The organism is Providencia sp. PROV114 (genome assembly GCF_032704305.1).
Taxonomy (GTDB): Bacteria; Pseudomonadota; Gammaproteobacteria; order Enterobacterales; family Enterobacteriaceae; genus Providencia; species Providencia rettgeri.
This window is the reverse complement of the sequence record NZ_CP120528.1, coordinates 2,305,001-2,318,431: the sequence shown is the minus strand read 5'-3', so window position 1 is coordinate 2,318,431 and position 13,431 is coordinate 2,305,001. Positions and strand designations below refer to the sequence as shown.

Genomic DNA, 13,431 nt, shown 5'->3' with positions numbered 1-13,431 from the left:
ATAAATAATAACATTGTTTATAGTAAGGGATTATAACGAAAATAAGTAAAATAGCTAATGCAAGAATTCATCAAACTAAGATTGTTAAAATAAGAATTAATATTAACAAATTTAAATTGATACTTAAAATTTAATGGTTATAAAAAATGGTTAATTATTTTCTTTGTTTTCAGTTAGTTGCTTTCTTTTTGGGATGTGTAAGATTGAAAGTGTAAAGTTAAATCATGAGAATAAATGTTAATTTTTTGTTTTTATGGGTTGGCGGAGTTATTATTTGAATAATTAAAGATGACTAATAAATCAATAATATTTATTAGCTATCAAATAAGTTGATTTAAATAAAGCTATAAACATCTTAAATGATTACTTTTGAAAAAGGATCATGATTAGCATCTTTATTCCATATATACTCCATTTTAAGCGCAATATTATTTGCAATGTCTCGGTTATAAAAATCGCAGATAATCTGTAATGACATATCAATACCTGCGCTAATGCCAGATGAGGTATAAAACTTATTATCATGAACCCATCTTGCTTTAGATTGCCATAATACTCGGTCATTGAGTTAAGTTACCCACTGATAAGCGAGCTTATTTGTTGTAGCCTTAAAGCCGTTTAAAAGGGACGTTTGAGCAAGAAGTGCGGAACCAGTACAAACTGAAATGACAGTTTCCGCATACTCGACCTGTTTTTTCAGCCACTGAATATAATCATCATTCTGCGATAATGAGCGAGTACCTTGCCCTCCAGGTATCAAAATATATTGATAGAATGGGGTAAGTATAGGGCGTGTATTGACTGTAACCCCTTGAGAGCTAGTCATTGCCTTTCCTGAAGGTGATATAAATTCAATTTGGCAATGTTCTAAGCGGCCAAATACTTCAACAGGCCCCATAACATCAAGGGTTTCAAAATTATCAAAAGGATAATTGCGATGGAATTTAGCTGCATATTTTTTTCAGGAGTAGCCATTATTAAACGTATTTTGCCATGATCTGTATTTCATTATTGGGATTTTGTGCACTCTATTACATTTATTTTTCCTTGCGCTAAACAAAATTTTACAAGCGTGATAAGACATAAATGTAAGCACTCAAGTATACTGTATAAACCTATTGTAACTTTTATTATCAAATTAGTGAGGTTAACAATGAAATTATATATTTATGACCACTGTCCGTTTTGTGTCAGAGCAAGAATGATTTTTGGTTTAAAAAAGTTAGCAGTAGAGCAAATCGTTTTATTCGATGATGATATAGAAACACCGACAAAAATGATTGGTCGAAAAATGTTACCTATTTTACAAAAAGATGATGGAAGCTATTTACCTGAAAGTTTAGATATTGTTCATTATGTTGATAGTATTAATGAACCTAAATATGCAAAAGGGAGTATTGCTCCTGAAATAGAGACTTGGTCTAAAACGGTTTCGGCGGTGGTATATAAGCTTGTAACACCACGCTTTACTCAAACGGATTTTCCCGAAATCAGTACAGCGGAAGCTAGAGCAGCATATATAAGCAGAACATCAAAATCTTACGGCGACTTAAATGAGCTTAAAAAAGAAACACATACGTTGCTAGTTGAATTAGAGCCGCAATTATCTTTATTAGATGCGTGGTTAGAAACACGGAGCGAAGATATTGATATTAATGATTTTATTATTTTTCCAACCTTACGCAGTTTGAGTATTGTTGAGCACTTATCATTTAGCACAAACATTCGGAATTATATGGAGCGAATTGCAAAATCTACGAATATTAACTTGCTATTTGATAAGGTTAAATAGCTTACTTGGTTGCCAGTTTAGTGGGTTTTGTTAAATGCCAACCGCCTCTAAAAGAGGCAGGTTGTGCAGGATAATCCATTAATGGACGTAGTCACGTAGTGTATAAACTAATTTGTAATGACCTTGAATTAAGGTTAATTGATTGTTTTTTAAAGTAATAACAGCGCCATCAGACAGTACTCGGTTTATCATTGAATCCCATTTAGATAAATCTTCATCAACACATTCGAGTTCCGTTCTAGTTAAGTTTTTTACAGTAATTTTTGCGTTTTTGATATCGCCAAACCCGTTAAAATCATTACACATTGATGCAGAAACAAACATTTTCTCGCCAAAAGAAAGGGAAGGAGCTGTTTGCTTACTGTTAATGGCCTTACCATTCACTTCAGTGAGAATAAAACGATGATGCATTAATTTATTTTCAAGTGCTTGGTCATCATTTTTCGCATTGACTTGATGAGTTTGGCAAGCAGCTAGCAATAAACCCAAAATTGTAAGTGGAATTAGGCGTTTCATGGTTCCAGACCCAACTATGCGTCAACAACATTAGGGCAAATTTCCCCACAACTTATTTGACGGATATTATTAAGCGTAGTTTGACTGATGCTTGTTAATGCTTCCTCCGTTAAAAAAGCTTGATGCCCTGTAAACAATACGTTGTGGCAAGAGGAAAGTCGACGAAAAACATCATCTTGTATGACATCATTAGATTTATCTTCGAAAAATAAATCGCGTTCGTTTTCATATACATCCATACCTAAAGCGCCAATTTTCTGCGATTTTAGTGCATTAATTGCCGCAACAGAATCGACTAATGCGCCTCGGCTTGTATTGATGATCATGACGCCATTTTTCATCTTCTTAAAGGCGTCTTCATCGAGTAAGTGATGATTTTCTGGTGTTAATGGACAATGAAGAGAAATAATATCTGATTGCTCATATAAAGTATCTAAGTCAACATATTCAGCACCCAAATCTAAAACAGCTTGGTTCGGGTAGGGGTCATGTGCGAGTAAACGCATTCCGAATCCCTTTAAAATACGTAGTGTTGCTTGACCAATTTTTCCTGTGCCGATAATACCCGCAGTGCGGTTATGCATATTAAAGCCTGTTAATCCCTCGAGAGAGAAATTTGCATCTCGAGTACGCTGGTACGCACGGTGGATCCTGCGATTAAGACATAGCATCATACCAACAGCATGTTCGGCGACAGCTTCAGGAGAATAAGCGGGCACGCGGACAACCTGAATACCTAATTCTTTAGCTGCTTGTAAATCAACGTTGTTAAAGCCAGCACAACGTAAAGCTAAAATTCGAATATTTAGTGCGGCAAGCTCTTCCAAAACAGCGCGATTAGCTTCATCGTTAACGAAAATACAGATGGCATCGGCACCAACCGCATTTTTAGCGGTCTGAACCGTCAATGGAAAATCAAAATATTCAATACTAAAATTAAATCCAGAATTTTGATTTACTTGTTCCATGTGCTTGCGGTCATACTGTTTGGTACTATAAGAAACAATTTTCATCATAAAGACTCCAATTTTTAGGAACCAATTAGAAAAGAGTAGGTAAAAAGGTGTACCTACAAAATATAAACTCAGAATAAGGCAATTAAGTTTGTAAATCACCTATAAATTAAGAAAATAGGTATCTGTTTACGATTGAATGTGGTTTATCTTTGTTAGTATCACGTTTAATAAGAAAATTTTGCTGAAAATTATCACGTGCGCTATAGAACAATTCGAACAAGGGACGCAGTAATGCAGTTAATAAAAAGAGCATTCAGAACATTACTCTACTTTTTGGGTGGAAGCGCTGCTCTCTTAATACTCTTATGGATAACGATATCCCACTGGGTGCCAGTTGTCGCATCGCACTATCTTCCTAAGCCACTTAAACTTTCATTTTCAGAACCAAGAATTAGTTATGGTCAATTGGATATAGCAAGTATCAGTATAACAGCAAACAATTGCACTTTGGTTCAATTGAATAGCACAAGGTTTTCTGTCTTTCCCTTGCATGCTATTGTGGATGGTCTTGATGTTAAAACTGAATGTTTAAGTGCTCTTGAGCCAACTAATGAAACAGTTAATGAACCGATTAATATTGCAGAGTTTATCGATAATCTCCCTGTTTTTTCATTAGTTATAAATAATACCAATATACAACCATGGAGTGATTACCAAGGTAGTATCTGGTTGCGTAAAAATCAGGTTAACTCTCTACAGTTTGATTTTAGAGGGGATAATTTAAGATTATCATCTTTAATTACGGCTGAGCATCAATTGGTTATTAAAGATTTCTCTGCGTACCTACCAGAACAAAAGCAAACAATAGAGTTATTTGGTGATGTTCAATTGCCATTAATGGCTAATCAATTTCCCGAAAAGGGGGAATTGAATGCTTACTTTAAGTTAATCAACCCAGAAAAATTTTTACTGGCTGAATTTGGTTGGGTGAATGGCCAAGGGGTATTAACGGTCAAGGATACAGAAACACAAGAAGAATTACTTTATCTACCATGGGCGCTATCACCATCTAACATACAGATATCTCAAGGAAAATGGCAATGGAAAGAAGCAGATATTCCTTTGCAGGGGGGAGTTAATTTTCAAGTCGATAACTGGGATAAAACGTTAAGTGAAATGGTTTTCTCAGGGCGTGTCAATATGCTTACACAAGCGAAGAAAGGTAAAGCTAATATTGTTTTAACACTGCCAGCCACTCAAATAGACTTACTCGATACGAATATTAATTTTAGTTTAAATGGCCAAGTTAAATATGATGACATGGTGCTGGATATTAATTTACCCGCTAAGCTTTCAGGTCAGCTAGCAGCCCCAAAAATTTCTTTTTTATCCAGTTCATTATTAAGAGCTTATGGCCGCCTTTCTGAAACACTTGTTCTGAATGAAGTTAGATTACCACTCGCGGGAACATCATTAAGTGAAGATGGTATTTCAGGGCGTTTACAAGCTATCCTTAAGGTTAAAGAACAGTACTGGGGAGATTTCGACATTCATTTGGATGGTAAAGCCAATAAGTTTGCTTTAGATAAGGGAAAATGGTTTTGGAATTATTGGGGAAATGCCAATTTGCCTTCATTATCAGCTAATTGGGATATTAAGGGTAATGGGAGTTGGCAGGACACTTTAATCACATTAAATAGCTTAAATACAGGGTTTGACCAAATACAATATGGGCTCTTATCGATGAGAGCTCCACGCTTACAGCTAAGTAAGCCATTGGTTTGGCAGCGTGATCAGAATAAAGCCAATTTTAATGGAAAATTACAGCTTACCAGTGAACGGATGCAATTCGGTACTGAAAGTTATCTGCCAAGGATCACATTAAACGCAGATCTTAGTGGAAAATCTCCTGCTGAATTTCAACTTAAAGGCGATTTAAGTACTAAAGATGTAGGGCCAATAGTCATTTTTGGGCGCTGGGACGGTGAAAGATTAAGAGGGGAAGCTCGTTGGCCTGAACAGTCGGTCACGGCTTTTCAAACGTTAATTCCTGCTGACCTTGGTATTGAATTAAAACAAGGAAAATTATTTTCTCAAGCCGCTTTTTCAATAACGCCGGAAGATGGTTTTATTGCAGGAGGACACTGGCGCGTAGAGAATACTAGTCTTTGGTTAAAAGATGGCGAATTATCAGGATTAGATTTTGTTTTACCGTGGCGTTTAAAACAAAGTACTTGGACTTTGGGCGCTAAAGCACCTGTTGAGTTGCGTATTAAGCAGCTCAATAATTTATTCGAATTAACTGATATTAAAGCAGATCTCTCTGGTTCTTATCCGCCAACGGAAAATTCGCCATTAAAACTGACTAATGTAGGCTTTAAAACATTAGGGGGTGAAATATCGATGGATTTACTGCGTTGGCCACAAACTCAAGCCGCTACGATAAAATTAAGGCAGATTGAACTTAGCCAGTTATTTACCATACTAAGAGTGTCGCAATTTGCTGTTTCCGGTAAAGTTAATGGTGAATTACCTTTTTATTTAAATAACCCAGAATGGATAGTTAAAGATGGATGGTTAGAAAATAGTGGGCCATTAACATTACGATTAGATCCCCAATTTGTTGATTCTATCCGAGAAGATAATATATCTGCAGGTTCCGCAATGGGGTGGTTACAATATTTGGAAATAAAACGCAGCCGTACAGATGTTAATGTTACAAATTTAGGGATGTTAAAGATGACAACAATCCTTGAAGGGTATAACACGCAAGAAAAGAAAAAACGTGAAGTTCATTTGCATTATCAACATGAAGAAAATATCTTTCAATTATGGCGTAGTTTACGATTTGGTAGCTCTTTAGAAGAGTGGTTGGAAAAAAATTTATAATGAGCATAAGAATGAACGTGAAAATATTAAAATTCACTACAGCTATATCGATCGCATTGTTGTTATCAGCTTGCTTGCGAGTTGAGGTCGCAACACCGGATAAGCCCATCAATATTAATATGAATGTAAAAATTGAACATGAAATCCAAATAAAAGCGGATAGGCAAGTAGAAGAATTATTGAAAGAAAATAGTGATTTGTTCGGTGAGGTAAATCCTAAATGAGTCGAATTATCAAGGTACTAGCACTATGTTCATTATTGACTGCTTTTCAGACGATAGCAATTACGGTTGATGAAGCCAAAGAAACAGGCCTATTAGGGGAAACACTGTCGGGCTATTTAGCTCCGATTAATACGAGTAACCAGGAGGCAACTAAGCTAGCAGCACAAATTAACCAAGAACGAGAAAAAAGATACAGCGAAATTGCTGCAAAAAATAACCTAAAAACAAATGAGGTCGCTAGGATAGCAGGGCAAAAACTCGTAGAACGGGCAAGTCCTGGGGAGTTTGTGCGTGGCATTAATGGCCAATGGTTACAAAAGAAATAAAAAGCGCACTCAGAAAGTGCGCAAAATATAACAATGGTAGCTTTGGGTTTTAATAATATATGACTTAAAAAGACTATATCTTAAGCGATAATAGTATTTATATGGTTTTGTGCTTGTTGATGTGCTCGTTCAACGGACTCTTGGCCTAACGATGTTCCTTCAGCAAAAACGAACTCAACGTCTGTAATGCCAATGAAATCTAAAAATAATGTTAAATAAGGCACCATGGTATCTGTTGGTGTACCTTTATAGATACCACCTCGACTCGTTAATACATAGGCACGCTTGTCTTTTAATAAGCCAACAGAACCTTGTTCTGTATATTTAAACGTGTGCCCTGAGCGAGCGATAAAGTCGAAGTAATGTTTTAAATGAGAAGAAATCGTAAAGTTATACATTGGAGCTGCAATAACAATCACATCGTGAGCTTTAATTTCATCAATCAACGTATTTGACAGGTCCAAATGTGCTTGTTGTTGTTCTGTTTTCGTGTCACTCGGGCTAAAAGCTGCTAAAATTTCACCGTCAATCGCTGGAATTGGCTCTTTGACTAAATCTCGTACAGTTACTGTATCTGCTGAGTGTTTTTCCTGCCATTGTTGAATAAAGTAATCTGCCATTTTATTGCTTTGTGAATAGTCAGCCAGAATACTTGATTTCAATAGTAATACTTTACTCATGTGTTCCTCTATTTTTAGGTAAAACTTTATTGGTAATGATACGTAAGGTGTAACTGATTGATAGGAAAAAAATTAGATAGCCTTCTTCAAAAAAATTGATGGTATTTTTATGTGATAATAACAATTAAAAATAAAAACGAAATTTAGCCCTTACAAATTGCGAAGTGGATTGGCTAGCGTGTATTGAAATTTATTAAAGATAAGGATTTAACAGGTGAAATCCATTCTGACAGCATTAACCGCTGATATTGGACAAACTTCATTACGTGACCAATGGTTACTAAAGAAAAGAGTGCAAGGTATTGCAAAGATCCAGAACGAAAAATCGCGCTCTGCGGTACTTGACGCTATTAAAATAGATATTGAAAAGGCCAAACAAAAAGTTGAAATTAAACGATTAAATGTGCCTAAAATTGTGTATCCGGATAATTTACCCGTCAGCCAGAAAAAAGAGGTTATTTTAGATGCCATTAAAAAGCATCAAGTAGTTATTGTTGCAGGTGAAACGGGCTCTGGAAAGACCACCCAAATTCCAAAAATTTGTCTAGAACTTGGCAGAGGGGTCCTAGGATTTATAGGCCACACTCAGCCAAGACGTTTAGCCGCACGCTCAGTCGCGACACGTCTTGCTCAAGAACTTGAATGTGAATTAGGTTCAAATGTTGGCTATAAAGTGCGATTTAGTGACCAAGTGAGTGAAACAACTCAAGTCAAATTGATGACTGATGGTATCTTGCTTGCGGAGCTACAAAATGACAAATTGCTGTTGCAGTATGACACTATTATCATCGATGAAGCTCACGAAAGAAGCCTCAATATCGACTTTATTTTAGGTTATTTACGTCAATTATTACCAAGACGCCCTGATTTAAAAGTTATTATTACATCAGCAACTATTGACCCAGAACGTTTTTCGAAACACTTTAATCATGCTCCGATTGTTGAAGTGTCTGGCCGTACCTATCCGGTTGAAGTCCGTTATCGTCCTATTATGGGAGATCAGAACGATAGCGACCGTGACCAAATAGATGGGATTATAGATGCAGTAAATGAGCTATCTGTTGAAGGTAATGGCGATATATTGATTTTTATGAGTGGTGAGCGGGAAATTCGTGATACCGCAGATGCGTTATCAAAACTTTCTTTACGTCATACTGAAATCTTACCATTATTCGCAAGGCTTTCTAATAGTGAGCAAAATTGCATCTTTCATCCTCATGGAGGACGTCGGATCATTCTTGCAACAAACGTAGCAGAAACATCATTAACTGTACCTGGTATCAAATATGTCATTGATACCGGTTATGCACGTATTAGTCGTTATAGTTACCGTACAAAAGTACAGCGTCTCCCTGTTGAAGCTATCTCTCAGGCTTCCGCTAATCAACGTAAAGGGCGCTGTGGCCGTGTTTCCGATGGGATTTGTATTCGTTTATATTCAGAAGATGACTTTCTATCACGCCCAGAGTTTACAGACCCTGAAATTTTACGGACGAATTTAGCATCAGTTATATTACAAATGACTTCTATTGGTCTTGGTGATATTTCTGCATTTCCATTTGTAGAGGCTCCAGATAAACGTAATATCCAAGATGGTGTGAAATTACTGGAAGAGCTAGGTGCAATTAAGTCCCACAAACAGGCAGATAAAGGCTATCAATTGACAGATACAGGTCGGCAGCTAGCTCAGCTTCCTGTTGACCCAAGACTTGCTCGGATGGTGATTGAAGCACGTAAACATGGTGCAGTACGTGAGACAATGGTGATTGTTTCTGCATTATCAATTCAAGATCCGCGGGAGAGACCGTTAGATAAACAGCAAGCTGCTGATGAAAAACATCGCCGTTTCCATGATAAGCAATCAGATTTCTTAGCCTTTTTAAATCTTTGGGATTACTTAAAAGAACAACAAACGCAGCTTTCTAACGCCCAATTTAGAAAAATGTGCCGCCAAGATTTTCTCAATTATTTACGTATTCGAGAGTGGCAAGATTTATATACTCAGCTGAGGCAAGTGGTAAAAGAGCAAGGTTTTGCAATTAATAGTTCTGAGGCTGATTTTCGAAGTATTCACGTTTCGCTATTGGCTGGGTTACTTTCACATATTGGTCAAAAAGATGCCGATAAACACGAATTCACTGGGGCTAGGAATGCACGTTTTACTATTTTCCCAGGTTCGGGGTTGTTTAAAAAACCACCAAAATGGACAATGGTTGCGGAACTTGTTGAAACATCGAAATTATGGGGAAGAATTGCCGCATCCATCGATGTTGAGTGGGTTGAACCCTTAGCTGAACATTTAACTAAACATAGTTATAGTGAGCCTCATTGGTCAAAATCTGAAGGCGCGGTAATGGCATCCGAAAAAGTGACTCTATATGGGCTACCTATTGTTGCGTCAAGGCAGGTTAACTATGGGAATATTGACCCATTACTATGCCGTGAGTTATTCATTCGTCACGCTTTGGTTGAAGGGGATTGGGTCACTCGCCACGCATTCTTTAAAGAAAATCTGAAATTATTATCAGAAGTAGAGGATTTGGAGCATAAATCACGTCGACGTGACATTTTAGTTGATGATGAAACATTATTTGCATTTTATGACCAACGTATCCCGAATGATGTGATTTCTTCCCGTCATTTTGATAATTGGTGGAAAACAGCATCTAAGCAACAATCTGACCTGTTAAGCTTTGAAAAAAGTATGCTGATTAAAGAGGATGCCAGCAATGTTTCGGCACTTGATTACCCTAACTATTGGCATCAAGGAGATTTAAAATTTCGGTTGAGTTACCAATTTGAACCTGGAACTGATGCTGATGGTGTGACGGTACATATACCTCTTGCTGTATTAAATCAGGTTCAGAATATTGGCTTTGATTGGCAAGTTCCTGGGCTGCGTCATGAGCTAATCGTTGCTTTAATTAAATCACTACCTAAACCTATTAGACGAAATTTTGTCCCTGCACCTAATTATGCTTCTGCATTTTTAGAACGAGTGCCAGAGCCTGAAGGCAGCGTATTGGATAAACTTGAACGTGAATTACGCCGTATGACAGGTGTCACTGTTGAACGTGAATCATGGCAATTAGCGCAGCTTCCAGCCCATTTAAAAATGACGTATCGTGTTGTGGGTGACAAAAATAAAACCGTTGCGGAAGGGCAAAATCTTGATGAGCTAAAAAATAGCTTAAAAGAAAAAGTGCAAGAAACGTTATCTGAAGTTGTGGATGACGGTATTGAGCAACACGGGTTACATATTTGGAGTTTTGGCGAATTACCTCAACGTTATGAGCAAAAAAGAGGCGGATATTCCGTTAAAGCTTATCCTGCGTTAGTCGATGAGAAAAATAGCGTTGGTATCAAGGTATTTGAAACCGAATTGGAACAACAGCAAGCAATGTGGGCCGGAGTGCGTCGGTTATTGCTGTTAAACATTCCATCGCCAATTAAATATCTACATGAAAAATTACCAAATAAATCAAAATTAGGTCTGTATTTTAACCCTTATGGTAAGGTATTAGAGTTAATTGATGACTGTATTGCTTGTGGAGTCGACCAAATAATTGCTGATTTTGGTGGTGCGGTATGGGATGAAGTGCAGTTTGAAAAACTGAAAGAGTTTGCACGTGCAGAATTAAATGATGTGGTTGTTAATATTGCTAAGCAAGTTGAACAAATATTAACAGCGGTGTTTGCTATCAATAAACGTCTAAAAGGGCGGGTTGATTTTTCGATGGCGATAGCGTTATCGGATATAAAAACACAAATGTCGAATTTGGTATTTAAAGGCTTTGTGACCACTCATGGTTGGAAGCGCTTACCTGATATTCTTCGTTATTTAAATGGAATAGAGCGGAGATTAGAAAAATTAGCGATTGACCCTAACCGAGATCGTGCTCAAATGAGTAAGGTAGAGCATGTTCAGAATATGTGGCAACAATGGCTAGCTAAATTATCTCCAATTCAGAGAAATATGCCAGAAGTTCAAGAAATTCGTTGGATGATTGAAGAATTGCGAGTTAGCTTGTTTGCCCAACAGCTTGGAACACCATACCCAATTTCGGATAAACGCATTATGCAGTTGATGGAACACTTATCACAACAGCTGTAAGAACTATTATTTTTTACTCATTGGCGCTTCACATATTGTTTATGTGAAGCGTTTTTTATTTTAGTTAATCTTGGCTTACTTAGTTACAACATACTAAAGGAAATTAAAAATATAAACTTTCGAGTTCGTACAACAGTCATTTTCACTAAAATAAGAGAGCGAAAAATAGTGAAAGAGGTGGGGGTAATAGAAAATTATTGGGCTATTAAGCGACCAGGGACTAGGATTTTGCAGCAGATTAGGGCTTAAATTTACTCATAAAAATTAAGCCCTTTATATAAGACTAGGCAACCAAATAATAGAGCGCAGGAATAGCGGCTATCGCAATGGCATATGCCATAATTTTTTCAATCGCTTTTAATGGCATTTGGTTGGTTTGCTGCTGACGAGCATAGAAAAAGACCAAAATACCTGGAGCATACAAAACGACAGATAATAGCAAATTAATTAACCCTGATGCATAAAGCAGCCATAAACCATAAAGGCTGGCAATAGCTCCAACGGCAAGTAATGCTTTATTATGACGTTCAAAAGCCACTTTTACTAAAAATGCGCCAACAAGGAAATAAGGGACTAAAATCATTTCAGAGGCGATGGTAAGCAATGTGTTGTAATTACTCCCACTAAGCCAAATAAGAACCAAAGATAGTTGTACTGCACCATTGGTGAGCCATAAAGAAGATGATGGTGCATCATTTTTATTTAATTTGTTGAATATTTTAGGGAATGATTGATATTGGGCTGCGATATAAGGTACTTCCGCAGCCATAATAGTCCAGCTTAGATAAGCCCCACAAACGGAAATAATTAGGCCTGCCGCAATAATAATATCACCACTCGAACCAATTAAATTTACCATGAGCGGAGCCATGGATGGGTTTTTTATTTCTGCGAGTTCAGCTCTAGGCATGATACCTAGGGAAAGTAAGGTAACAAGAATGTAGATAATTAATGCAGAACTTACTGCAAAAATTGTTGCTAAGCCAACATCACGGCGATTTTTAGCTCTAGCAGAAACGACAACAGCACCTTCGATACCAATAAATACCCAGAGTGTAATCAGCATGGTATCTTTAACTTGCTCCCAAACCGGAGCACCAAATTCGATACCACTAAAATCTGCATTGAAAATATCAAGTTTAAACGCAAAAAAAGCCAATACAATAAATAAGCCAAGAGGAACCAATTTTGCCATTGTAGCAAGTTTATTAATCCCAGCGGCTGTCTGTACCCCTCGAAGAACTAAATAATGAACAAACCAGAGAAGTATGGACTCTCCGATTAGAGCTTGCCATGTATTCCCATCACCAAAAACAATGTTATCAGGCGTATCCGTAAAAAAACTGATTGCTGCGAATACGATAACGAGATAAGACACATTGGCAACTACCGCACATAGCCAATACCCCCAGGCTGAACAAAAACCAATTAATTCCCCGAAGCCGATTTTTGCGTAAGTAAATATTCCACCGTCAAGGTCAGGACGTATGCGGGAAAGTAACAATAGGGCAAATGCTAAAAAGAGGATACCCACACCTGTAATTGACCAACCAATTATTAATGCGAGTGGGCTGGCAACTTCCGCCATATTTTGAGGGAGACTAAAAACACCGGCGCCAACCATTGAGCTAAGAACTAGCGCTGTTAGTGCGGTAAGACTCAAAGTATTTTTCAAAGTAAATCCTGAACGTTCAGAAATCAAAAGTTAAAATGACGTTAAAATGCCATTGCAATAATTAGTTTAACTAGTAGCCATTAAAAAAGCAGATAGAATGACTACATGTTTTCATAGGTGTGGATTCTACGAACGAAATGACAGATATGCAATGGCAATGTATGCATTTTTAAAGATGTTTTATGCACTTTTTTAAAAGAATGGAAGTGAATAGAGCCAAAGAAAATAAATAACGTAAAGAGAAAGTATAAAAACAAAA

9 protein-coding genes and 1 pseudogene are annotated in these 13,431 nt (G+C 37.1%); 5 read left to right on the top strand and 5 right to left on the bottom strand.

Annotated features, from left to right (window positions below):
- Nucleotides 1-568: 568 nt before the first annotated feature.
- Nucleotides 569-913 (bottom strand): annotated as a pseudogene (locus P3L37_RS10235) (DJ-1/PfpI family protein); the annotation flags it as partial.
- A gap of 240 nt (nt 914-1,153) precedes the next feature.
- On the opposite strand from P3L37_RS10235, the gene grxB reads away from it, so the two are divergent.
- Nucleotides 1,154-1,792 carry a glutaredoxin 2 gene (gene grxB, locus P3L37_RS10230; RefSeq protein ID WP_109912176.1) on the top strand — a complete coding sequence of 213 codons (639 nt, stop codon included), beginning with the start codon at nt 1,154-1,156 and terminating at the stop codon, nt 1,790-1,792.
- Nucleotides 1,793-1,870: 78 nt separating this feature from the next.
- On the opposite strand, the gene P3L37_RS10225 is transcribed toward grxB, so the two are convergent.
- Complete coding sequence (locus P3L37_RS10225) at nt 1,871-2,308, bottom strand: META domain-containing protein (RefSeq protein WP_110731913.1); 438 nt, start codon at nt 2,306-2,308, stop codon at nt 1,871-1,873.
- Nucleotides 2,309-2,322: 14 nt separating this feature from the next.
- Nucleotides 2,323-3,321: a 2-hydroxyacid dehydrogenase gene (locus P3L37_RS10220; protein ID WP_109912280.1), complete on the bottom strand. Its 999-nt coding sequence runs from the start codon at nt 3,319-3,321 to the stop codon at nt 2,323-2,325.
- A 234-nt stretch (nt 3,322-3,555) separates the two neighbouring features.
- On the opposite strand from P3L37_RS10220, the gene P3L37_RS10215 reads away from it, so the two are divergent.
- Genes P3L37_RS10215 through P3L37_RS10205 form a run of 3 tightly spaced genes read left to right on the top strand, consistent with a single transcriptional unit; the run spans nt 3,556 to nt 6,703 of the window.
- Nucleotides 3,556-6,153 (top strand): YdbH family protein, encoded by a 2,598-nt coding sequence (locus P3L37_RS10215; protein WP_231136485.1) that lies wholly within the window; start codon nt 3,556-3,558, stop codon nt 6,151-6,153.
- 11 nt (nt 6,154-6,164) lie between these two features.
- Entirely contained in the window at nt 6,165-6,377 is a 213-nt protein-coding gene (locus tag P3L37_RS10210; RefSeq protein WP_102140371.1) for a YnbE family lipoprotein, read from the top strand.
- Nucleotides 6,374-6,703, top strand: coding sequence for a YdbL family protein (locus P3L37_RS10205; protein ID WP_004910759.1), 330 nt, complete (start codon nt 6,374-6,376; stop codon nt 6,701-6,703). Before P3L37_RS10210 ends, P3L37_RS10205 begins: the two co-directional genes overlap by 4 nt.
- Nucleotides 6,704-6,783: 80 nt before the next feature.
- On the opposite strand, the gene P3L37_RS10200 is transcribed toward P3L37_RS10205, so the two are convergent.
- Nucleotides 6,784-7,383, bottom strand: coding sequence for an FMN-dependent NADH-azoreductase (locus P3L37_RS10200; protein ID WP_004910760.1), 600 nt, complete (start codon nt 7,381-7,383; stop codon nt 6,784-6,786).
- A gap of 214 nt (nt 7,384-7,597) precedes the next feature.
- Between P3L37_RS10200 and hrpA the strand changes: the two genes are divergently transcribed.
- Nucleotides 7,598-11,497 carry an ATP-dependent RNA helicase HrpA gene (hrpA, locus tag P3L37_RS10195; protein WP_110731914.1) on the top strand — a complete coding sequence of 1,300 codons (3,900 nt, stop codon included), beginning with the start codon at nt 7,598-7,600 and terminating at the stop codon, nt 11,495-11,497.
- Between the two features lie 283 nt (nt 11,498-11,780).
- On the opposite strand, the gene P3L37_RS10190 is transcribed toward hrpA, so the two are convergent.
- Complete coding sequence (locus tag P3L37_RS10190) at nt 11,781-13,121, bottom strand: basic amino acid/polyamine antiporter (protein WP_410479546.1); 1,341 nt, start codon at nt 13,119-13,121, stop codon at nt 11,781-11,783.
- Between the last annotated feature and the right edge of the window lie 310 nt (nt 13,122-13,431).

Excerpts from the sequence above, each read along its gene's own strand:
- grxB (WP_109912176.1), top strand. The coding sequence starts at position 1,154 with ATGAAATTATATATTTATGACCACTGTCCGTTTTGTGTCAGAGCAAGA.
- P3L37_RS10225 (WP_110731913.1), bottom strand. The coding sequence starts at position 2,308 with ATGAAACGCCTAATTCCACTTACAATTTTGGGTTTATTGCTAGCTGCT.
- P3L37_RS10220 (WP_109912280.1), bottom strand. The coding sequence starts at position 3,321 with ATGAAAATTGTTTCTTATAGTACCAAACAGTATGACCGCAAGCACATG.
- P3L37_RS10215 (WP_231136485.1), top strand. The coding sequence starts at position 3,556 with ATGCAGTTAATAAAAAGAGCATTCAGAACATTACTCTACTTTTTGGGT.
- P3L37_RS10210 (WP_102140371.1), top strand. The coding sequence starts at position 6,165 with ATGAACGTGAAAATATTAAAATTCACTACAGCTATATCGATCGCATTG.
- P3L37_RS10205 (WP_004910759.1), top strand. The coding sequence starts at position 6,374 with ATGAGTCGAATTATCAAGGTACTAGCACTATGTTCATTATTGACTGCT.
- P3L37_RS10200 (WP_004910760.1), bottom strand. The coding sequence starts at position 7,383 with ATGAGTAAAGTATTACTATTGAAATCAAGTATTCTGGCTGACTATTCA.
- P3L37_RS10190 (WP_410479546.1), bottom strand. The coding sequence starts at position 13,121 with ATGGTTGGCGCCGGTGTTTTTAGTCTCCCTCAAAATATGGCGGAAGTT.